At 63.4% G+C, this 21,412-nt stretch carries 21 protein-coding genes, 1 tRNA gene and 1 pseudogene; 15 read left to right on the forward strand and 8 right to left on the reverse strand.

Annotated elements, in window-relative coordinates; genetic code table 11:
- Positions 1–551, forward strand: a 551-nt coding sequence (locus VDP82_RS02535) for an ABC transporter ATP-binding protein (RefSeq protein ID WP_323013265.1), incomplete at its 5' end; no start/stop codon positions are given.
- An 81-nt stretch (positions 552–632) separates the two neighbouring features.
- Here the strand turns inward: VDP82_RS02535 and VDP82_RS02540 are convergent.
- The 5 genes from VDP82_RS02540 to VDP82_RS02560 are packed head-to-tail and all read right to left on the reverse strand — an operon-like array spanning position 633 to position 5,193.
- Complete coding sequence (locus VDP82_RS02540; RefSeq protein WP_323013266.1) at positions 633–1,322, reverse strand: RraA family protein; 690 nt, start codon at positions 1,320–1,322, stop codon at positions 633–635.
- A gap of 26 nt (positions 1,323–1,348) precedes the next feature.
- Positions 1,349–2,269 carry an acetamidase/formamidase family protein gene (locus VDP82_RS02545; protein WP_323013267.1) on the reverse strand — a complete coding sequence of 307 codons (921 nt, stop codon included), beginning with the start codon at positions 2,267–2,269 and terminating at the stop codon, positions 1,349–1,351.
- A 14-nt stretch (positions 2,270–2,283) separates the two neighbouring features.
- Positions 2,284–3,243 carry a tripartite tricarboxylate transporter substrate binding protein gene (locus VDP82_RS02550; protein ID WP_323013268.1) on the reverse strand — a complete coding sequence of 320 codons (960 nt, stop codon included), beginning with the start codon at positions 3,241–3,243 and terminating at the stop codon, positions 2,284–2,286.
- A gap of 18 nt (positions 3,244–3,261) precedes the next feature.
- Entirely contained in the window at positions 3,262–4,749 is a 1,488-nt protein-coding gene (locus tag VDP82_RS02555) for a tripartite tricarboxylate transporter permease (protein WP_323013269.1), read from the reverse strand.
- A gap of 12 nt (positions 4,750–4,761) precedes the next feature.
- Complete coding sequence (locus tag VDP82_RS02560) at positions 4,762–5,193, reverse strand: tripartite tricarboxylate transporter TctB family protein (protein ID WP_323013270.1); 432 nt, start codon at positions 5,191–5,193, stop codon at positions 4,762–4,764.
- 182 nt (positions 5,194–5,375) lie between these two features.
- Between VDP82_RS02560 and aroQ the strand changes: the two genes are divergently transcribed.
- From aroQ to VDP82_RS02590, 6 genes are all read left to right on the forward strand, one after another.
- The gene (aroQ, locus tag VDP82_RS02565) at positions 5,376–5,807 is read left to right on the forward strand and encodes a type II 3-dehydroquinate dehydratase (protein ID WP_323013271.1); all 432 of its coding nucleotides are present in this window, start codon (positions 5,376–5,378) and stop codon (positions 5,805–5,807) included.
- A 30-nt stretch (positions 5,808–5,837) separates the two neighbouring features.
- Entirely contained in the window at positions 5,838–6,539 is a 702-nt protein-coding gene (locus VDP82_RS02570) for a GntR family transcriptional regulator (RefSeq protein ID WP_323013272.1), read from the forward strand.
- The gene (locus VDP82_RS02575) at positions 6,532–7,446 is read left to right on the forward strand and encodes a dihydrodipicolinate synthase family protein (RefSeq protein WP_323013273.1); all 915 of its coding nucleotides are present in this window, start codon (positions 6,532–6,534) and stop codon (positions 7,444–7,446) included. The genes VDP82_RS02570 and VDP82_RS02575 overlap by 8 nt, the downstream gene beginning before the upstream one ends.
- A gap of 209 nt (positions 7,447–7,655) precedes the next feature.
- The gene (locus VDP82_RS02580) at positions 7,656–10,259 is read left to right on the forward strand and encodes an EAL domain-containing protein (RefSeq protein WP_323013274.1); all 2,604 of its coding nucleotides are present in this window, start codon (positions 7,656–7,658) and stop codon (positions 10,257–10,259) included.
- A 75-nt stretch (positions 10,260–10,334) separates the two neighbouring features.
- On the forward strand, positions 10,335–10,727 hold the full coding sequence (locus tag VDP82_RS02585; RefSeq protein ID WP_323013275.1) for an MAPEG family protein: 393 nt from the start codon (positions 10,335–10,337) through the stop codon (positions 10,725–10,727).
- 91 nt (positions 10,728–10,818) lie between these two features.
- A tRNA-Trp gene (locus VDP82_RS02590) sits at positions 10,819–10,894 on the forward strand.
- Positions 10,895–11,132: 238 nt separating this feature from the next.
- Here the strand turns inward: VDP82_RS02590 and VDP82_RS02595 are convergent.
- From VDP82_RS02595 to VDP82_RS02605, 3 genes are all read right to left on the reverse strand, one after another.
- Entirely contained in the window at positions 11,133–11,276 is a 144-nt protein-coding gene (locus VDP82_RS02595; RefSeq protein WP_323013276.1) for a hypothetical protein, read from the reverse strand.
- A gap of 57 nt (positions 11,277–11,333) precedes the next feature.
- A complete protein-coding gene (locus VDP82_RS02600) occupies positions 11,334–11,507 on the reverse strand; it encodes a hypothetical protein (protein WP_323013277.1) in 174 nt (57 codons plus the stop codon).
- 132 nt (positions 11,508–11,639) lie between these two features.
- On the reverse strand, positions 11,640–11,921 hold the full coding sequence (locus VDP82_RS02605) for a hypothetical protein (protein WP_323013278.1): 282 nt from the start codon (positions 11,919–11,921) through the stop codon (positions 11,640–11,642).
- A 257-nt stretch (positions 11,922–12,178) separates the two neighbouring features.
- Between VDP82_RS02605 and secE the strand changes: the two genes are divergently transcribed.
- The 8 genes and pseudogenes from secE to VDP82_RS02645 form a co-directional block, all read left to right on the forward strand.
- Positions 12,179–12,373, forward strand: a complete 195-nt coding sequence (gene secE / locus VDP82_RS02610; protein WP_323013279.1) for a preprotein translocase subunit SecE — start codon at positions 12,179–12,181, stop codon at positions 12,371–12,373.
- Between the two features lie 41 nt (positions 12,374–12,414).
- Complete coding sequence (gene nusG / locus VDP82_RS02615; protein WP_323013280.1) at positions 12,415–12,945, forward strand: transcription termination/antitermination protein NusG; 531 nt, start codon at positions 12,415–12,417, stop codon at positions 12,943–12,945.
- Between the two features lie 139 nt (positions 12,946–13,084).
- Positions 13,085–13,513, forward strand: coding sequence for a 50S ribosomal protein L11 (rplK, locus tag VDP82_RS02620; RefSeq protein WP_323013281.1), 429 nt, complete (start codon positions 13,085–13,087; stop codon positions 13,511–13,513).
- 5 nt (positions 13,514–13,518) lie between these two features.
- Complete coding sequence (rplA, locus tag VDP82_RS02625) at positions 13,519–14,211, forward strand: 50S ribosomal protein L1 (protein WP_323013282.1); 693 nt, start codon at positions 13,519–13,521, stop codon at positions 14,209–14,211.
- Positions 14,212–14,519: 308 nt separating this feature from the next.
- Complete coding sequence (rplJ, locus tag VDP82_RS02630; protein WP_323013283.1) at positions 14,520–15,041, forward strand: 50S ribosomal protein L10; 522 nt, start codon at positions 14,520–14,522, stop codon at positions 15,039–15,041.
- A 62-nt stretch (positions 15,042–15,103) separates the two neighbouring features.
- Positions 15,104–15,478: a 50S ribosomal protein L7/L12 gene (rplL, locus tag VDP82_RS02635; RefSeq protein WP_323013284.1), complete on the forward strand. Its 375-nt coding sequence runs from the start codon at positions 15,104–15,106 to the stop codon at positions 15,476–15,478.
- 406 nt (positions 15,479–15,884) lie between these two features.
- Positions 15,885–20,030 carry a DNA-directed RNA polymerase subunit beta gene (gene rpoB / locus VDP82_RS02640; RefSeq protein ID WP_323013285.1) on the forward strand — a complete coding sequence of 1,382 codons (4,146 nt, stop codon included), beginning with the start codon at positions 15,885–15,887 and terminating at the stop codon, positions 20,028–20,030.
- 79 nt (positions 20,031–20,109) lie between these two features.
- Positions 20,110–21,412 (forward strand): annotated as a pseudogene (locus tag VDP82_RS02645) (DNA-directed RNA polymerase subunit beta'); the annotation flags it as partial.

Here is a 21,412-nt window from a genome sequence, read left to right on the forward strand (position 1 = left end):
CCGAACTGCGCGGCACCATGCGGGCCGAATTGTCGGCGCTGCATGCCCGGCTCGCTACGACCATGATCTACGTCACCCACGACCAAGTCGAGGCCATGACGCTGGCCGACCGCATCGTGGTGCTGCGCAAGGGCGTGATCGAGCAGGTCGATACCCCGCTCAATCTCTATAACCGGCCCCAAAATCTCTTCGTGGCCGGCTTTATCGGCGCGCCGAACATGAATTTGTTCAAGGTCGAGGCCCATCAGGGGCGGGCGAAGCTGCCCGGCGGCGCGGAAATAGGCGTGAACCATGAAGGGGCGGTGACGCTGGGCCTGCGTCCCCAGCATCTTCGATTGGCGCAGGCCGGCGAACGCGCCATCGAGGCCAGGGTGCATCTGGTGGAAGCCCTGGGCGCTGAAACCGTCGTGCATGCCACGGCGGAGGGAGCGGCCCAGATCATCACCGTCCTGGAGGGGCAGCCGCGCATTGCGCGCGGTGACGACATCCGCCTGGCCTTTGACGATGGGCATGTGCATGTCTTTGATGCCGACGGGCAGCGCGTCGATTGAGACCTCGGCGCTGCCAATCAAGATCGGCGGATTGGGTCAGGCAAGTCTTGCCTGAGGGATGACGGGCAGCGCAGAAGATTCTCAACGCTTCGGCGAATTGGCCATGCGCCTGTCGAACAGCGTCCGCGAGCCGTTCATGCGGCTGAGGGATTCGCCGGCGGCGAGGCGCTTGCGCCAGTCCACCTCGCGGTCTTCGTCGGCCAGCGAGCGGGCCACCAATGCATCCAGGTCCGGATGATCGGGGCTGAGCGCGAGCAAGCCGTTATTGTCGCCCATGACGATGTCGCCGGTGTGGACCGCTACGTCCCCGATCACCACTTCGCCGAAAAGCTCGGCGCCGGGGAGGTCGAGGGTCCGTGTCGTCACCACATTGAGGCCGCGCGCAAAGACCGGGATGCCCAACTCGCGCAATTCATCGATGTCGGTGACGACGCCATCGACGACGAAGCCGGCAACGCCGATGGCCAGGCCGGCGCGCACGGTCATTTCGCCCAGGCAGGCGATGTGATTGTCCCCGCAGCGATCGATGACAAGAACGTCGCCGGGCTTGAGATAGTCGAAGACCACATGCACCGGCACGGCGTCGGGATAGGGCTGGCGCACCGTCACGGCGCGGCCGAGCATGCGCTTGCCCGGCACCAGCGGCCGGATGCCATTGGAAATGATCCCATTGGTCAGATAGTGCCCGAGCGAGGCTGGCTGGAGGCGGGCAAGCCCTTGCCAGGTGGCGTCGGACAGTAGGGCGTGGTCGGGCAGATCGTTGACGATCATTGGTGTTCTCCAAACTATGGGAAGCGTCAGGCGATGCGCTCGATGCCGTGGCCGAGCCTGGGCATTTCCACCCTGACGCTGATGTCGGCCGTGGAGCCGCAGGACTGGTTGATGCAGACATTGCCCAGGGCGCTGACGAGCATATAGGCGTCGGTGGCGTTCAGGCCGTGGTGAACGGCCAGCAGGCCGATCATCTCATCGACGCCGATGCGCCCGGCCTCCTCATAGGTGGGGGCGCAGGAGAGTGCGATGATCTCGCCTTCGGTTTCGAGCCAGGGCCAGGAACGGGCTTCGCCCTTGACGAGCCGCACGTCGAGCGTGACCCGGCCGCCGATCTCGATGCCGGTGCCGGTGACCTCGCCATCGCCCATGGCGGCATGGACATCGCCGACATAGAGCATCGCGCCCTTGACCTGAACGGGCAGGTGGATGGTGGTGCCAACCGCGAGGCGCCGGCAATCCATATTGCCGCCATAGCGGCCCACCAGGGCCGGGGAAACGGGCCCGCCGGCCGGGGCGAGGGCAACCACGCCCACCATGGGAGCGACGGGGAAGCGCAGGTCATCGAATTCGACCAGCCCGTCGCGCACCTTGCAAATCTTGGCGATGGGCTCTTCGACCTTGCCGTGCGAGATTCCCATATCGGGCTTGACCAGGATGAAGCCCTGATCGTCGAGGGCGATGTCGAGGATGGTCACCGCAATGGTGTCTCCCGGTTCGGCCCCGTCGATGAAAACAGGGCCGGTGACCGGATTGACCTTCGGAAAGCGTTCCGAAAAGTCAGGAGTCGTCTGGTGGACCTGCCATGCTTCGCGCAGCTTTCCGCCACGGGCATCGTGCGTTTCGAAGATCAGCCGGGTGGGGCCGGCAATGCTGGCCTCCGGCGTTTCGGATGCGTCGATGCAGTATTTGGGATTGCGGCGCGAAAGCAGGACAGGCTCGGTCATGGGACTCGTGTCAGTTAGTTGGTCAGGCCCTGCGCCGCCAGCACGGCAGCGACATTGGCGGCTTCGGCTTCCATCTGCCTGGCGAATTCATCGCCCGGCACATAGTCCAGCGTAATGCCATTTTCCTCGGCAAAGGTCTGGAAACGTTCGTCATCGAACATCTTCTTGAGCCCTTCGCTCAACGCCTGGAAGCGGTCTTCGGGAATATCCTTGGGCGCGGCCATGGCCGCCCAGGACCCGAACACGATGTCGTAGCCCGCCTCGGTAAAGGTCGGCACGTCGGGCAGCGCGGGGTGGCGCTCGGCGGTGGCGGTGGCCAGAACCTTGAGCTTGCCGGCGGTGACGTGATCCATCACTTCTTGCACCGAGATGGTGGTGGCGTCGACCTGGCCGCCCAAAAGGGCAACGGCCGACTGCGCGCCGCCATCGAAGGGCACGACGTTGATATCGGTGCCGGTGGCATTGGTGATGAGGCCGGCGGCGACGTTCCACACCGCGCCCGGAGGCGAAGCGGCGATGCGCAGCTTGCCCGGATTCTGGCGAGCTTCCTCAAGGAATTCCTCCAGCGTGTTCCAGGGTGCGTCGGCCGGCACGGTCAGCGTCGCGGGGGATGCCTGCACCTTCCTGATGAAGCGCATGTCTTCCGGGCCGCTCGGAGCGCGGTCGAGCGGCCGGAAGGCCAGCAGTTCGAAATTCACCGTGCCGATGGTGTAGCCATCGGGCCGGGCATTGGCCAGCGCCAGCATGCCGACCGCGCCGGCGCCGCCGGTGCGGTTCTCGACGACGATTTCCTGGCCCAGATATTCATGGGCGAAGCGTACCAGCGAGCGGGCTGCAACGTCGGTGCTGCCGCCGGCGCCAAAGGCGACGATCGAGTTGATCGAGCGATCGGGGAAGGCCTGCGCATGGGCGACGCCCACCGCGGTTCCGAGCAGCGCCAGCGTGAGGCCGGCTGTGCGAACGAATTTCATCATAGTCACGCAAATTCTCCTTCAGGCGTTGGACGTGGTAGCAAAGGTTGCCTTCCGACTGCGCACGCTGAACCAGACCGTTACGGCCGCGAGTGCGAAGATCGTCAGGGAAATTGGGCTGGAGAGGAATGCCAGGGCATCGCCCTGATGCATTGCCAGGCCCCGGCGCAGATTGGTTTCGACCATGGGGCCGAGGATGATCGCCAGAACGATCGGCGACAGGGGATAGTCGTTCTCCTCGAAGAAGTAGCCGAGCGCGCCGAAGCCGAGCATGAGGAACACGTCGAACATGCTGAACTGCATCGAATAGGCGCCGATCACCGAGAGCACGATGACTCCGCCGATGATGAAGCTGCGTGGCAGGCGCACGATCTGGGCCACCGGACCGGAGAACAGGAAGCCGCAGACCAGCATGAGGATGTTGATGGCGATAAGGCCGAGAAACAGCGGATAGATCAGCGTTTCCAGATGCGTCTCGAAAAGAAGCGGGCCGGGACGAATGCCATGGATGGTGAAGGCGCCGATGAGGACGGCGGTGACCGCATCGCCCGGCACGCCCAGCGTCAGCAGGGGCACCATGGCGCCGCCGGTAATGCCGTTATTGGCCGATTCCGCCGCCACCAGGCCGCGCGGATCACCCTTGCCGAACTGGGACTTGTCCTTGGCTGAACGGCGCGCCTCGTTATAGGCGATGAATGCCGCGACATCGCCGCCGGCGCCCGGCAACACGCCCACGGCGCTGCCGATGAGGCCGGACTTGACCGCTTCGGGCGTCAGTTCGCCGATTTCGCGGAGGCTGGTATGGGAATTGTCGAAGTGCGGCGCCTCTTCGCGAAGCTGGCCGATCATCCTTGCCGAGCGGCGAAAGGCCTCGGGCAGGGCGAACAGGCCGATCAGCGCCGCCAGAAACGGCACGCCGCCCAGAAGATCCATGGAGCCGAAGGTGAAGCGCGGATAGCCGGTGACCGGATCGAGCCCGACAAGCGTCAGGGTCAGGCCGATCGCGGCCGCCACCAGGGCCTTGAGCAGCGAGCGGCCGGCGACGCCGACAATGGCGGTGAGGCCGAACACGCCGATGGCGAAGTATTCCGAGGGGCCGAACATCAGGGCCACATTGGAGACCACCGGCGACAGGAAGATCATCACCAGAACGCTGGCCAGGCCGCCAATGCCGGATGCGTAGAGGGCGAGTTCCACGGCGCGCCGCCCCTGGCCCTTCTGGGCCATCGGATAGCCATCGAGCACAGTGGCCGCCGCCGCCGGGGTTCCGGGGGTGCGCAGCAGGATGGCGGTGATGGCGCCGCCATAATTGGCGCCGGCATGAATCCCGCACAGCATCAGCAGGGCCGCCAGCGGCGCCATGCTGAAGGTGAACGGCACCAGCAGCGCGATCACCATGGTGGCGGTGAGGCCGGGCAGGGCGCCGCCGACAATGCCGAGCATGACGCCCGCCAGCATGGCGGTCAGGTTGGAGAGGGTGGCAACGCTGGCCAATATTTCAAAAGACATCAGCCGCTTCCCTTATTCGAACAGGCCCATGGGCAATGGGACGCGCAGCGCCATGACGAAAACGCCATAGACGAAGGCCGCAAAAGCCAGGGCATAGAGCATGACGAGCCAGTATCGGCGTTCGCCCAGAGTGATGCAGAAGGCGGTGAGCGCGAGCGCCGTGGCGGCCGGAAAGCCGATCACCAGCATTGCGAGCGGATAGGCGACCGCGATCGCGAAAATCGACGCCGCCTTGATATGGCCGGCAAGGCTGATCGGCTCGCCATCCGGAGCGGGCAGGGCATCCGTCCTGGTCTTTTGCACAAGAAGAAGAGCCAGCACCAGCAGGACGGCAATGAGTACGCCGGGAAAGACCGTCGGCATGGAGATATCGCCTCTCGGACGCGCGACCAGAAAGGTCCCGTGCCCGATGACGGCGGCGACCGCGACCATGAACGCGGCCACGAAATAGTTAAAGCGGTTTGCGGCCGTTCCCCGGCCTTGTCCCGTTTCCATCGGATTTCCCCCTTACGGCCCGACTTTGCCCGGTGGCGCGGTTTTTTAGATGCGCGGCCATCGTTGCAACTTCCCTCAAGTTGTGTATATGAAATATCAGATTTCGTATCGCGTCAAGCGAGGAGCTGAAAATGTCGACGACGCTCTTGGTCCTGAACGGGCCGAACCTGAATCTGCTGGGAACGCGGGAGCCGGCCACCTATGGCACGACGACGCTGGGCGATATCGAGGCGCTGGTGCGCAAGCATGCGGCGGGGCGCGCCGAGATTTTGTTTGAGCAGTCAAACCACGAGGGCGAGCTGGTTGGCCGCATCCACGATGCGGGCCGGGAGGGCCATGGGGTGATTCTCAATGCCGGGGCGCTGACGCACACATCCCTGGCCCTGCGCGATGCCATATCCGGCGCCGGCGTCAGTGCAATCGAAGTGCACCTAACAAATGTTCACCGCCGGGAAGACTTTCGCCACCATTCGATGATTGCCGCCGTGTGCAAAGGCGTGATCTGTGGATTCGGAAGTGCGTCATATACTTTGGCGGTAGATGCTTTGCTCGGGCTCGACTGAGCCGGGGCAGCGCAATCGAGAGAGGACGAAATGGCAGGCCAGCAACTGGGACCTATCGAGGCGGGGCATCTCAAGAACCTTCGTGACCATGTGCGCGAGGCCCTGCGCAAGGCCGTGCTCTCGGGTCAGTTCGAGGTCGGGCAGCGCCTGAACGAGCGCACGCTGGCGGAGCAGCTCGGGGTCAGCACGACCCCGCTCAAGGAAGCCATTCGCGGCCTCGAGGCGGAGGGGCTGCTCAAGGCCGAGCCGCGCCGCGGCGTCTTCGTTTCGTTCGGGCCTGCCCAGGCCGAGGAAATGTCGCTCGCCCGCGCCGCCATCGAAAGCATGATCGCGCGTCAGGCGACCAAGAACGCCACCGCGGACGAAATAGACGAGCTCGGTGCCATCATCGATCGCATGGCGACGGCGACCGAGCAGGCGGACGCGGCCCTGCTTGCCAGCCTCAATACCCAATTCCACGACGCTATCCGTACCGCTTCGCGCTGCACCTACCTGTTGCGGCTGCAATCCCTGCAAATGGTCTATGACGACGCCAGCCGCGCCAGGCTTCTGGACAACGCCGAGGAACGCAAGCGCGCCCTGACGGAGCATAGCGGAATCATGACTGCCATCCGCGATCGCGACAGCGAGCGTGCCGAGCGCGCCATGCGCGACCACATCGTGCGGTCCGGTGAGAAATATGCGGCCAGCCTGTTCGGCAGGCCCATGAATGAAAGGAAAGAGAATGAATAAGCTTGAAGCGGGCCTGCGCGGTATTTCCGGTGTCCATGTGACGCCTTATGACGCCGCGGGTGAAGTGGACGTGGCGGCGACGCGCCGCATCGTCTCCCGCATCGCCCAGGCCGGTATTCACAATATCGTCTCCGCCGGCAATACCGGCGAGTTCTACAGCCTGACCGACGACGAAGTGAGCCGCATCCATGCCGCCGCCATCGCCGGCGCCGAGGGCCGGAGCCTGGTCACCGCTTCCGTCGGGCGCTCGCTGCGCCAGGCCATCGCCACCGCCCGCCAGGCCAAGCTCGCCGGCGCCGACGCGCTGATGGCCCATCACCCGCGCGATCCGTTCGCGGCTCCGGCCGCGCAGGCCGACTATTTCATCGCGCTGGCCGAAGCGTCCGAATTGCCGGTGGTGGCCTATTGCCGCTCGGAAACCATGAGCGTCGCCGATCTCTGCCGCATCGCCGCCCACCCCAATATTCCGGCCATTAAATATGCGGCCAGCAACCCGATCCGGCTCGCCCATTGCGTGCGCCAGACCCAGGATGTGGACATCATCTGGGTCTGCGGCCTTGCCGAGGGCTGGGCCGCGCCGTTCTATTCGGTCGGCGCCAGGGGGTTCACTTCCGGCCTTGTCAATGTCGCGCCCGGCCTATCGCTGGCCGTCTGGCAGGCGCTGGAGGCGGGCGATTACGAACGGGCTCGCCGCCTGGTCGACGCCATCGGCACCTTCGAGGACATGCGGACCAAGTTTGAAAACGGCACCAATGTGACCGTGGTCAAGGAGGCCATGGGCCTTAGCGGCACCGAGGTCGGCCCCGTGCGCCTGCCGGGCGTTCCCGCTCTCGATGCGGAAGATCGCGATATCCTGCGCCAGCTGATCGCCTCCTGGCCGGCCGAGCATCTTCTGGCGAGCGCGTGACGCGCTATCGCCCGACAAAATAGCCCTAGCGCGGCGGTAAAAATCCGCCGCCGCGCCGCTGGAACCGCCGCCAATTTGGGCGATTGTGCGTAGGTCATTGTTAATTCCTGCTCTTTAGCATTGAAACTGGAACAATGCCGGCAGGAGGGCGCCGGGTGGGCAGGGGATTGCTGGATCTTTTGGGGGTGAACGGGAAGCGGTCAGCGCTTGTGCCCGTGCTCATCGCCGTGGTGGTGATGCTCATCCTCGGGGTGCTGCTCGACCGCCAGAACCAGCAGATCGTGGAAAGCCGCCTGCGGGCGGAGACGCTGGCCAAGGTGTCGCTGATCCGGGCCAAGCTCGAAGGCAATATCGTCAGCAATATCCAATTGGTGAGGGGGCTGGTGGCGACCATCTCCACCGAGCCGGACATGAACCAGGCGCATTTCAACGCGCTGGCGCGCAGTATTTTCGAGGCGGGCGGCCAGTTGCGTTCGGTCGCCGTGGCGCCGGACCTCGTCATCCGCATGACCTATCCGCTGGTGGGAAATGCCACCATTTTGGGTGTCGATTATCGCACCGTGCCAGCGCAATGGGACGCGGTGGACAGGGTGCGCCAGACCGGCCAGCTCAGCATGGCCGGCCCGGTCGACCTGATGCAGGGCGGGGTGGGGCTGATCGGGCGATTCCCCGTCTTCATCCAGCGGGGCGGAGCGCGCGAATTCTGGGGCATCATCGCCGCCGTCATCGATGTGCAAAAGCTCTATGCCGATAGCGGCATCGGCGAGGATCTCGATTTCGAGATATCGATAACCGGCATTGACGGCGCCGGGGCCAGAGGCAAGCGCTTCTATGGCCCCGACCTGCACGCGGCGTCGCCGGTGCTGGCCGACGTGGTGCTGCCGGCGGGCTCGTGGCAGATCGCCGCCGTGCCCAAGGCCGGCTGGGGCGCCGATCCGATGACGCTGTGGACCTCCCGCAGCCTGATCCTGCTTGCTGGTGCGCTCATCCTGCTGCCCATTCTGGTGACCTCGCGCATGGTGGCCGAGCGGCACAGCCATATCGAGGCCATGGGCCGGCGCGAGATCGAGATGGCGCGCCTCACCGAGCGGCTGAACCTGGCGCTGGAAGTGTCCAAGGTGGGGGTGTGGGAACTGGATGTCGAAACCGGTGAGGAAGTTTGGGACAAGCGGACCTGCGAGCTTTTCGGGCTCGGCGGGGAGGGCCCCAAGGATTATCACCGTCACTGGCTCGCCGCCCTGCATCCGGATGATCGCGAGCGGGCGCCGGCTGAATTCAATGCGGCCCTGGGCCAGGGGCGCTACGAATCCGATTATCGTATCCTGCTCCCTGACGGCTCCTGCCGCCATATCCGCTCCATGGCGGTGCTGTTCGCCGAGCCGGGCCGGGGCGACAAGGTGCTGGGCGTCAATTGGGACATTACCGCCGATGTGGAGCGCAACCAGGCCCTGCACCGGGCCAAGCGCGAGGCCGAGGCGCGCAATCGCGACCTGGAGGCGGCGCGCACCCGCATCGAGCACAATGCCCTGCATGACAGCCTGACCGGCCTGCCGAACCGACGCTATCTGGACGAGATGTTGCAGCGCCACGCCGCCGAAGGCTATCTGGGCAGCGGGTCGATCGCGCTGCTGCATATCGACCTCGACCGCTTCAAGCAGATCAACGACACGCTCGGCCATGCCACGGGCGACGCCATGCTGATCCACGCCAGCCGGGTGCTGCGCGACAATTGCCGGGAAACCGACTTCGTGGCGCGGATCGGGGGCGACGAATTCGTCATCGTCTCCAGCGCCGGCTCCAGCGACGACCGGCTCACCAGCATGGCCTCGCGCATCGTCGGCGAAATGCGCCGGCCGGTGATGCATGAAGGGCATGAATGCCGCTTCGGGGTCAGCATCGGCGTGGCCGCTTCCCGCGTCAGCCCAATCGACGTCAAGCAATTGCTCATCAACGCCGATATCGCGCTGTACCGGGCCAAGGCGCGCGGGCGCAATCGGCACGAATTCTTCTCCGAGGCGTTGCAGGCCGAGGTGATCCACACAAAGAGAATCGCCGACGAAATCCTCAGCGGGCTGGATGACAATGCCTTCATCGCCCATTACCAGCCGCAATTCGATGCCCATACGCTCGATCTGGTGGGAGTGGAGGCGCTGGCGCGCTGGCAACATCCGGTGGAAGGGCTGAAGACGCCGGACGGCTTCCTGGGCGTGGCCGAGGAGCTCAACGTCGTCACGCAGATCGACCGGCTGGTGCTGGAACAGGCGCTGGCCGATCTGGCGCGCTGGGACGAAATGGGCCTGCGGGTGCCGCGCGCCTCGGTCAATGTCTCGCTGCGGCGCCTGCATGACGACGGGCTGATCGCCAGCCTGCGCGCCCTGCCGCTGGAGCCGGGACGGCTGGCCTTCGAACTGGTTGAATCCATCTATCTGGACGAAGGCGACGGGGTGGTGGCCTGGAATATCGATAGGATCAAGGAACTCGGCATCGAGGTGGAGATCGACGATTTCGGCACCGGCTATGCCTCCATCGTCTCGCTTCAGAAGCTGCATCCCCACCGCCTCAAGATAGACCGGCAATTGGTGCTGCCCATTCTCGACCAGCCGGCGCAGCGGCAATTGGTGGCTTCTATCGTCGATATCGGCAAGTCGATGGATATCGAGATCGTCGCCGAAGGCGTCGAGACCATGCAGCACGCCACCATTCTGCGCGATCTAGGCTGCGATATCCTGCAGGGCTATGCCTTTGCCCGCCCGATGAGCCGGGACGACCTGGAGGATTTCGTGCGGCAGGAGGGTTGGCGCCGCACCGGCTGAGCCAGCCGCCCTCTGGACGGTTGGGTCGGCAAATGGCAGGTTTCCAACAGCCGGTTTCGGCGGATGGAGGCCGGGATGCTGCTCATCATCTTTTTCGTTTTGGCCCTGACGCTGGTTCAGGCGCTTCTGCCGGCGGCCTATCTGTCGCGGCAATTGGGCAGCGCCGCCCAGATGGGGCCACGCGACGACCTGCCCCCGCCCAGCCGCGAACTGGGCCGCGCCCAGCGGGCGCTGGCCAATCTGCACGAGACATTGCCGATCTTTCTGACCCTGGCCATCCTTTCCCTGTTGCTGGAGGAAACAGGGGCGCTCTCGCTGGCGGGAGGATGGATCTATCTGGGCGCGCGCCTGGCTTATGTTCCCTGCTATCTCAAGGGGCTCACGCCCTGGCGGTCGGTGTGCTTCACGATTTCCATGCTGGGTCTGCTCGGCCTGGCCGCGCCGCTTCTGGTCCACATGCTGGCGTGAAAATCGGAGCTCAATTGTGCATTGGGGCAGGGGAAAGGGCGCAAGGGTCTTGCGAAGCGATGACTTTGCCTTTAGACACAGCCTCGCCTGAAGGGGTTTAGCTCAGTTGGTAGAGCATCGGTCTCCAAAACCGAGGGTCGTGGGTTCGAGTCCCCCAGCCCCTGCCAGGCCTTTCCATTGAAATATCAAGGCTCTGCCGCCGCTTCCTCCGCTTGTAGATGCGGAGTATTCTCGGGCCATGAGGCGTTTTGCCGCCCGCAATGGCATCTTGCCATGGCAAGAGCGCGATCCTAGGGAGCGGGCATGACTCCTGATAAAATCACCATAGTGGCCATCCTTCTGTCCATCGTCCTGGCGCTGGCCATCCTGATGTTCAGCGCCTAGAGCGAGGAACAGGTCAGGCGGTTATCGCGGCTTGCTGGGCGGGGTCTTGGCGGGCTGGTCCTGCGGGGTGCCGTCGGGGCGGCGGCCGAGGTCGTCGATATTGTCGTCCTGCTGCTTGCCGGGCCGGGTTTCCTCCGGCGCGGGCCTGGGTTTTTCGGCGGGCATGGGGCGTCCTTTCCTTAAAAGGCCGGAGGGCCTCAGGGGCTCTCCGGCAGGCCAAGGTCAGCCATTCTTGTGGCTTTGCTGACCAGCCTTGACATGCTGCTCATGCGTGCCGCCGCGGGAGGGCTGCTGGTCGCGGCCGCCGGCCTGGCGCATGTCGTTGTCCTTTTGGCTCTGCTGGCCGGTTTTTGCGTTCTGCTCGTGGCTGCCGCCGCGATTGCTGTTGGGAGACATGATGGTTTCCTTTCGTGAACCTGCTGGCCGAAAGACCAGCGTTAAGCCAATCCCGGGCGCGTGTAAGCGTTCCCGCCGGCGGCGTTCACAAAAGAACAGGGACGATCACATCTTCGGGCGAGGCAAGCCCGGCTATTCGGCGGCCATCTGGTGATGCTCGCCGTGGCGGGCCTTGAGCTTGTTGAGCTGATGGGCGGCGTGGGCGAGCAGGGCGGTGCGGATGCGCTCGGGCGCGGCTTCGCCGATATCGGCCTTGACCTTGAGATCGAGCGGATAGGCGGTGAGATTGCCCATGAAGCGCTCTTCGATGCGCACGCGCACCACGCCGGTGACGCGGCCGGCCATGGTAGGATGGGTCCCGAAATGGACCAGTTCGCATCCCTTGATTTCAAAATGGGTGCCGCTCGGGGACATGCTGGCGCCTTTTTTGCTGCTCGGGTTTTCTGCCAAAGGGTATCAAAAGCGATTGAACGCCCGCGTGCAAGCCGGAGCAAGCGCTATTTCAACATATTCAGGTTTCGGTAAATTTCGCGCCGGAGCCCGAGGGGATGCGCATTGTTGGCGCGGGGCTGTTGCAATTGTTAGGAGTTTTCTCTAGATACCCACATTCCAGCCGTGCGGGACCCCGCGCGGCCTTTGGTTTTGCACCAAACACCAGAGTAGATTCGCTTATGGCCCGTCCGAATCCGATCCAGTTCCTGCAGCAGGTCCGGCAGGAAACCGCCAAGGTCACCTGGCCCGGGCGCAACGAGGTGCTGATCTCGACGGTGATGGTGATCATACTGGTCATCCTGGCCGGTCTGTTCTTTCTTCTGGCCGACCAGCTGATTTCCTGGGTGGTCGGGCTCTTGCTCTCGATCCGTTGAGCGGATCGGGGAAACTGTAATACTGGGAGCGGCGACGCGGCATGGCCAAGCGCTGGTATATCGTTCAGGCTTACTCGAACTTCGAGCGCAAGGTGGCGGAAGACATCCGCCAGAAGGTTGCGCAGAAGAAGCTGGACCATTTGTTCGAGGACGTGATCGTGCCGACCGAGAAGGTCGTCGAGATCCGTCGCGGCCGCAAGGTCGATGCCGAACGCAAGTTCTTTCCCGGCTATGTGCTGGTGAAGATGGACATGACCGACGAGGCGTTCCATCTCATCAAGAACACGCCCAAGGTCACCGGCTTCCTCGGCTCGGACAATCGTCCGATGCCGATCTCTGAAAAGGAGGCTCAGGCCATCCTTCAGCAGGTGCAGGAAGGCGTGGATCATCCCAAGCCGTCCGTCTCGTTCGAGGTGGGCGAGAATGTGCGCGTCTCCGACGGTCCCTTCGCCAGCTTCAATGGCGTGGTGGAAGAGGTCGACGAGGAGCGCAGCCGCCTCAAGGTGGAAGTTTCGATTTTCGGGCGCCCCACGCCGGTGGAGCTCGAATACGGCCAGGTCGAAAAGATCTGACATGGCGTTGCGCAAGCGCGCCCGCTAGAAGACATCCGGCCTTGGCCGGATGAAACCGTGGGAGGGAGTGGCGCTTTGCCGGCGCCATGAACCCGAACCGCGGCTCAACCTGCCGATCAAGGCAAGATAGAGGACTGAAATGGCAAAGAAAATCGTTGGCTACGTAAAGCTGCAGGTGCCGGCTGGCTCCGCGACGCCGTCCCCGCCGATCGGGCCGGCCCTCGGCCAGCGCGGCCTGAACATCATGGAATTCTGCAAGGCGTTCAACGCCGCCACGCAGGAGATGGAAAAGGGTTCGCCCATTCCGGTCGTGATCACCGCCTATGCCGACAAGAGCTTCACCTTCGAGATGAAGTCTCCGCCGGTCACCTACTTCATCAAGAAGGCCGTCAACCTGAAGTCGGGCAGCAAGCTGCCGGGCAAGGAATCGGCCGGCACCATCACCCAGGCTCAGCTGCGTGATATCGCCGAGAAGAAGATGAAGGATCTCAATGCCGACACCATCGACGCCGCCGTGTCGATGATTGCCGGTTCCGCCCGTTCCATGGGCATTCAGGTCGAGGGCTGATCGCAATGGCAAAGATCGCAAAGAAGGTCGCCGCTGGCCGTGAGGGCATCGACCGCAACAAGCTCTACAAGCTCGATGAAGCCATCAAGCTGGTGAAGTCCAAGGCCTCGGCCAAGTTCGACGAAACCGTCGAGATCGCCATGAACCTGGGCGTCGACCCCCGTCATGCCGACCAGATGGTCCGTGGCGTGGTGACCCTGCCCAATGGCACCGGCAAGACCGTGCGCGTCGCCGTGTTCGCCCGTGGCCCCAAGGCCGACGAGGCCAAGGAAGCCGGCGCCGACATCGTGGGCGCCGAGGACCTGCTGGAGACCATCCAGGGCGGCAAGATCGAATTCGACCGCTGCATCGCCACCCCGGACATGATGCCGCTGGTCGGCCGTCTGGGTAAGATCCTGGGCCCGCGCAACCTGATGCCGAACCCCAAGGTCGGTACCGTGACCATGGACGTCAAGGGCGCCGTCGGGGCTGCCAAGGGCGGCGCCGTGGAATACCGCGTCGAAAAGGCCGGTATCATCCATGCCGGCATCGGCAAGGTGTCGTTCTCGGAAGAAGCGCTGATCGAAAACATCAAGGCCTTCACCGATGCGGTGCAGAAGTCCAAGCCCGCCGGGGCCAAGGGCACCTATGTCAAGAAGGTGGCCGTGAGCTCGACCATGGGTCCGGGCCTGCATGTGGAGCCGGCTTCGGCCCTCTAAGAAATTCCGGGCGGCTCCGGCCGCCCGGTGGCTTCCCGCAAGGGAGGCGCAAGTCCTGTCCGAGACTGCCGGTGCCAGCCGATTTGGGTTGGCTTAAAGTCGCCAGACGCCAGCATAGATGGGGTGAGACCATGATTTTCCTGTCCGGACGGGCAGGGCGATTACGGTTCGAACCAGGCCAGTTGCCCGTCCGGGCAGCACGGTTGACAGGCGTTTAACCGTTGCTCCTCTCCTCCCTTGGGAGATCGGAGGGCAGCAATTGGCAATGGCCCGGCACCTCTACGCCGGGCTCAATGTGGAGACTAGCAGTGGATAGAGCGGAAAAGCGTGAAGTCGTCGCTTCGCTCCAGGCAGCCCTTTCGGGCGCTGGATCGATCGTCCTCGCGCAGAATACCGGTCTTACCGTGGCCAACCTGGAATCGCTTCGCGTTGAAGTGAAGAAGGCTGGCGGCCACGTTAAGGTCGCTAAAAACCGTCTTGTGAAGCTGGCTCTCAAAGAAACCGACAATGCGGACATTTCGGCCCTGCTTACCGGGCCGATCGTCATGGCATATGCGGAAGACCCCGTAACTGCGCCGAAGATCGCGGCAAAGTTCGCCGAAAAGAACGCCAAGTTTGTCGTTCTTGGCGGCGCCATGGGGGCGACCGCTCTTGACGCCAACAACGTCAAGGCCCTGGCGACCATGCCGTCGCTCGACGAACTGCGCGCCACGCTGGCCGGGATGCTCAAGCAGCCCGCTACGCGTATCGCTTCGGTCGTCGTCGCACCGGCTGGCGGCATCGCCCGTGTTCTCGCCGCGCATGCGGAAAAGAGCCAGGAAGCAGCATAACCATCCGCCCAAAAGGGCAATCCACGGTTCATACCGTACTCAATTGATGAAAGTGATATCAAATGGCTGATCTCGCCAAGATCGTAGAAGACCTGTCCGCCCTGACCGTCCTGGAAGCCTCCGAGCTGTCCAAGATGCTCGAAGAGAAGTGGGGCGTTTCCGCCGCCGCTCCGGTTGCCGTTGCCGCTGCTGGCGGCGCTGCCCCGGCCGCTGCCGCTGAAGAAAAGACCGAATTCGACGTTGTTCTCGCCTCCTTCGGCGACAACAAGATCAACGTCATCAAGGAAGTCCGCGCCATCACCGGTCTCGGCCTGGGCGAAGCCAAGGCTCTGGTCGAAGCCGCTCCCAAGGCGATCAAGGAAGGCGTGTCGAAGGCTGAAGCCGAAGACATCAAGAAGAAGCTGGAAGATGCCGGCGCCAAGGTCGAACTCAAGTAAGTTCGGCTTCTGCCTTGAAATTGGCGAAATGGCGCGCTATGTGCCATTTCGCTTTCCCGTTTTCACGGGACTCAACCGCCGGGCCGATTGGATGGGCCGCAGGCGCCAATTTGCGGAATATATGACGATTTCGATGTCTGAGGCACGCTGACGTCCGTTGGACCTCATGGCTTTGCGCCATGGGGTATTTGGCGTTTGGAGTGCAGCTTTCCCCGGTCCGGGAAGCCAGTTCAGCCATTGCGGGACCACGAGACGACGAGGGGCACATATCCCGAGACCCGACGGCTGATAGTCGGATTTTTGGATATCTGCTTGCAAGACCAATCGCACCGGAGTGTTCGCGGGCAAGGCCATTTCGCCTCTGCCGGCTGGCGCAACGGGCAAAAGCGCATAGACAGGAGCTTTCATGGCTACCACGTTCAACGGCCGCCGCAAGGTCCGCAAGTCCTTCGGCACCATCCGCGAAGTCACGGAGATGCCCAACCTGATCGAAGTCCAGAAGGCTTCCTACGATCAGTTCCTTCTGGTCGACGAGCCCAAGGGCGGTCGTCCCGACGAAGGGCTTCAGTCCGTCTTCCGGTCGGTCTTCCCGATCACGGATTTTGCCAATACCGCTTCCCTCGAATTCGTGAAGTACGAATTCGAGCAGCCCAAATACGACATCGACGAGTGCCGTGCGCGCGACATCACCTTCGCTGCCCCGCTCAAGGTGACGCTGCGGCTGATCGTGTTCGAGGTGGACGAGGAAACCGGTGCCAAGTCCGTCAAGGACATCAAGGAGCAGGACGTCTATATGGGCGACATGCCCTTCATGACCTCGAACGGCACCTTCATCGTCAACGGCACCGAGCGCGTTATCGTCTCGCAGATGCACCGTTCGCCCGGCGTGTTCTTCGACCACGACAAGGGCAAGACCCATTCCTCGGGCAAGCTGCTGTTCGCCGGCCGCATCATTCCCTATCGCGGCTCCTGGCTCGATATCGAATTCGACGCCAAGGACATCGTCTATGCGCGCATCGACCGCCGCCGCAAGATTCCGGTGACCAGCCTGCTCAAGGCCCTGGGCATGGATGCCGAGGAAATCCTCGGCACCTATTACAACACGCTGCAATACGAAAAGTCCGACAAGGGCTGGCGCGTGCCCTATGACGCCGAGAAGTGGAAGGGCGCCAAGCCGACCCATGACCTGATCGACGCCAAGACCGGCGACGTGGTGCATGAAGGTGGCAAGAAGCTCTCGGCCCGCCAGGCCAAGAAGCTGGCCGAAAACGGCCTCACCCATCTGCTGGCTGTCGATGAAGACCTTTACGGCATGTATATTGCCGAGGACCTGGTCAACCTCAAGACTGGCGAGATCTATGCCGAGGCCGGCGACGAGCTGGACGAGAAGGTTCTGACCCGCCTGCTCGAGCTGGGCTTCGACGAACTGCCGATCCTCGACATCGACCACGTCACCATCGGCGCCTATATCCGCAACACGCTGGCCGTGGACAAGAACGAGAGCCGCGAAGACGCGCTGTTCGACATCTACCGCGTCATGCGTCCGGGCGAGCCGCCGACCGTGGACACGGCCGAAGCCATGTTCCAGTCGCTGTTCTTCGACGCCGAGCGCTATGATCTGAGTGCCGTGGGCCGCGTGAAGATGAACATGCGTCTCGAGCTCGACGCTCCCGACACCATGCGCACCCTGCGCAAGGAAGACATCGTGGAAGTCGTTCGCACGCTGGTCGACCTGCGCGACGGCCGTGGCGAAATCGACGACATCGATAATCTGGGCAACCGCCGCGTGCGTTCGGTGGGCGAGCTGATGGAAAATTCCTATCGGCTGGGCCTGCTGCGCATGGAGCGCGCCATCAAGGAGCGCATGAGCTCGGTCGAAATCGACACGGTAATGCCGCAGGACCTGATCAATGCCAAGCCGGCTGCCGCCGCGGTGCGCGAGTTCTTCGGCTCGTCCCAGCTCAGCCAGTTCATGGACCAGACCAATCCGCTCTCGGAAATCACCCATAAGCGTCGCCTGTCGGCGCTTGGGCCGGGCGGTCTGACCCGTGAGCGCGCCGGCTTCGAAGTCCGTGACGTGCATCCGACCCATTACGGCCGCATCTGCCCGATCGAGACGCCGGAAGGCCCGAATATCGGCCTTATCAACTCGCTCTCGACCTTTGCCCGCGTCAACAAGTACGGCTTCATCGAGACCCCGTACCGCAAGATCGTGGACGGCAAGCTGACCGACGAGGTGGTCTATCTCTCCGCCATGGAAGAGGCCAAGCACTACGTCGCCCAGGCGACTGTGCAGTTCAACGCCAAGGGCGAGCTGGCCGACGACCTGGTCGTGGCCCGCCATGCCGGCGACAACGGCCTGACGCCGAAGGAAAACGTCGACCTGATGGACGTTTCGCCCAAGCAGATGGTGTCGGTCGCCGCCTCGCTGATCCCGTTCCTTGAAAACGACGACGCCAACCGTGCCCTGATGGGCTCGAACATGCAGCGCCAGGCGGTGCCGTTGCTGCGCGCCCATGCGCCCTATGTCGGTACCGGCATGGAAGCCGTCGTGGCACGTGACTCGGGCGCGGCCATCGTCGCCAAGCGCAAGGGCATCGTCGACCAGGTGGACGCCACCCGTATCGTCATTCGCGCAACGGAAGAAACCGATGCGTCGAAGTCGGGCGTGGACATCTACAATCTGATGAAGTTCCAGCGTTCCAACCAGTCCACCTGTATCAATCAGCGCCCGCTGGTGGTGGTGGGTGACCATGTGAACGCCGGCGACATCATCGCCGACGGCCCCTCGACCGAGCTGGGCGATCTGGCGCTGGGCCGCAACGTGCTCGTCGCCTTCATGCCCTGGAACGGCTACAATTTCGAAGACTCGATCCTGCTCAGCGAAAAGATCGCCATGCAGGACGTGTTCACCTCGATCCATATCGAGGAATACGAAATCAGCGCCCGCGATACCAAGCTCGGCCCCGAGGAAATCACCCGCGATATTCCGAACGTCTCGGAAGAAGCGCTGAAGAACCTCGACGAAGCCGGTATCGTTCATATCGGCGCCGAGGTGATGCCGGGCGACATCCTGGTCGGCAAGATCACCCCCAAGGGCGAAAGCCCGATGACGCCGGAAGAAAAGCTGCTGCGCGCCATCTTCGGTGAAAAGGCCTCGGACGTCCGCGACACCAGCCTGCGTGTGCCCCCGGGCGACGCCGGCACGGTGGTGGAAGTGCGCGTCTTCAATCGCCACGGCATTGAAAAAGACGAGCGCGCCATGGCCATCGAGCGCGAGGAAATCGAACGCCTCGCCAAGGACCGCGACGACGAACAGTCGATCCTGGACCGCAACGTCTATGCGCGTCTCAAGGAAATGCTGTTCGGCAAGGCGGCGACCGCCGGCCCCAAGGGCTATGTGGTGGGCACCAAGCTCAACGACTCCATCTTCGAGGCGCAGCCGCGCTCGAAGTGGTGGCAGTTCGCGGTGGATGACGACAAGGTCATGACCGAGATGGAAGCGCTTCACGCCCAGTATGAAGAGAGCCGCAAGCTGCTGGAACAGCGCTTCATCGACAAGGTGGACAAGCTCCAGCGCGGCGACGAACTGCCTCCGGGCGTGATGAAGATGGTCAAGGTCTTCATCGCCACCAAGCGCAAGATCCAGCCCGGCGACAAGATGGCCGGCCGCCACGGCAACAAGGGCGTGGTTTCGCGCATCGTGCCGGTGGAGGACATGCCGTATCTGGAAGACGGCACCTCGGTCGATATCGTGCTCAATCCGCTGGGCGTGCCCAGCCGCATGAATGTCGGGCAGATCCTGGAGACCCATCTGGGCTGGGCCTGCGCCGGCATGGGCAAGAAGATCGACGAGATGGTGCGCGCCTATCACGCCAAGGGCGACCTGAAGCCGCTCCGTAAGGAAATCGGCGAGCTGTTCGAGGGTGACGATACCATCACCGACCTCGACGATGACGGCCTGGTCCGCCTGGGCGAGCACCTCTCCAAGGGCGTTTCCATCGCTACTCCGGTGTTCGACGGCGCCAAGGAAGCCGATATCGTAGACATGCTGGAGCGTGCCGGGCTCAAGGGCTCGGGCCAGTCGACCGTCTATGACGGGCGCACCGGCGAGCAGTTCGACCGTCAGGTGACGGTTGGCTACATCTACATGCTCAAGCTCGACCACCTGGTGGACAACAAGATCCACGCCCGCTCCATCGGGCCGTACTCGCTGGTCACCCAGCAGCCGCTGGGCGGCAAGGCCCAGTTCGGCGGCCAGCGCTTCGGCGAAATGGAAGTGTGGGCGCTGGAAGCCTATGGCGCCGCCTATACGCTGCAGGAAATGCTCACCATCAAGTCGGACGACGTGGCCGGCCGCACCAAGGTCTACGAGGCCATCGTGCGCGGCGACGACACCTTCGAAGCGGGCATTCCCGAGAGCTTCAACGTCCTGGTCAAGGAAATCCGTTCGCTCGGTCTCAATGTCGAACTCGACATGCGCGACGTGGGCGAGAACGAACCGAGCCAGGCCGAAGCGGAGCTCGCCCCTCCTCAGGAAGCGGCGGAATAATCCGGCACTTCCACCCCCCATTCACTTCCGCCAGGGTCCGGGCAGCGGCCTGGACCCCAGCGGATAGAGGAGAGATTTGATGAATCATCATTCCCACGTCATGGACCCGTTCAACCCGGCCGTCCCGGTGCAGACCTTCGACCAGATGAAAATCTCGATCGCGTCGCCCGAGAAGATTCTTTCCTGGTCCTATGGCGAGATCAAGAAGCCCGAGACCATCAACTACCGCACCTTCAAGCCCGAGCGCGACGGCCTGTTCTGCGCGCGCATCTTCGGGCCGGTGAAGGACTATGAGTGCTTGTGCGGCAAGTACAAGCGCATGAAGTTCAAGGGCGTCATCTGCGAGAAATGCGGCGTGGAAGTCACGCTCAGCCGCGTGCGCCGCGAGCGCATGGGCCATATCGAGCTGGCCGCGCCCGTCGCCCATATCTGGTTCCTCAAGTCCCTGCCGTCCCGCATCGCGCTCTTGCTCGACATGACGCTAAAGGACATCGAGCGCATTCTCTATTTCGAGAACTACGTCGTTCTGGATGCGGGCCTCACCCCGTTCACCACCCATGAGCTGCTCACCGAAGAGCAGTATCTGGACGCGCAGGACGAATATGGCGCCGACAGCTTCACCGCCAAGATCGGCGCCGAGGCCATCCGCGACATTCTGCTCGCCCTCGACCTGGAAAAGATCGCGGCCGATCTGCGCGTGGAAATCGCCGAGGCGACCACCGAGCTCAAGCCCAAGAAGCTGGCCAAGCGCCTCAAGATCGTCGAGCAGTTTATTGTCTCCGGGAATAAGCCGGAGTGGATGATCATGACCGTCATTCCGGTCATCCCGCCCGAGCTGCGCCCGCTGGTGCCGCTGGATGGCGGCCGCTTCGCCACCTCCGACCTCAACGACCTCTATCGCCGCGTCATCAACCGCAACAACCGGTTGAAGCGCCTGATCGAGCTGCGCGCGCCCGACATCATCATCCGCAACGAGAAGCGCATGCTTCAGGAAGCAGTGGACGCGCTGTTCGACAATGGCCGCCGCGGCCGCACCATCACCGGTGCCAACAAGCGTCCGCTGAAGTCGCTCTCGGATATGCTCAAGGGCAAGCAGGGCCGGTTCCGCCAGAACCTGCTCGGCAAGCGCGTGGACTATTCGGGCCGCTCGGTCATCACCGTGGGGCCGAACCTCAAGCTGCATCAGTGCGGCCTGCCCAAGAAGATGGCGCTGGAGCTGTTCAAGCCCTTCATCTATTCGCGGCTGGAAGCCAAGGGCTTCTCCTCGACGGTGAAGCAGGCCAAGAAGCTGGTCGAAAAGGAAAAGCCGGAAGTCTGGGATATCCTGGACGAGGTGATCCGCGAGCACCCGGTTCTGCTGAACCGCGCGCCGACGCTGCACC

It is taken from the genome of Devosia sp. (genome assembly GCF_034675085.1).
In the GTDB taxonomy this organism is placed as follows: domain Bacteria; phylum Pseudomonadota; class Alphaproteobacteria; order Rhizobiales; family Devosiaceae; genus Devosia.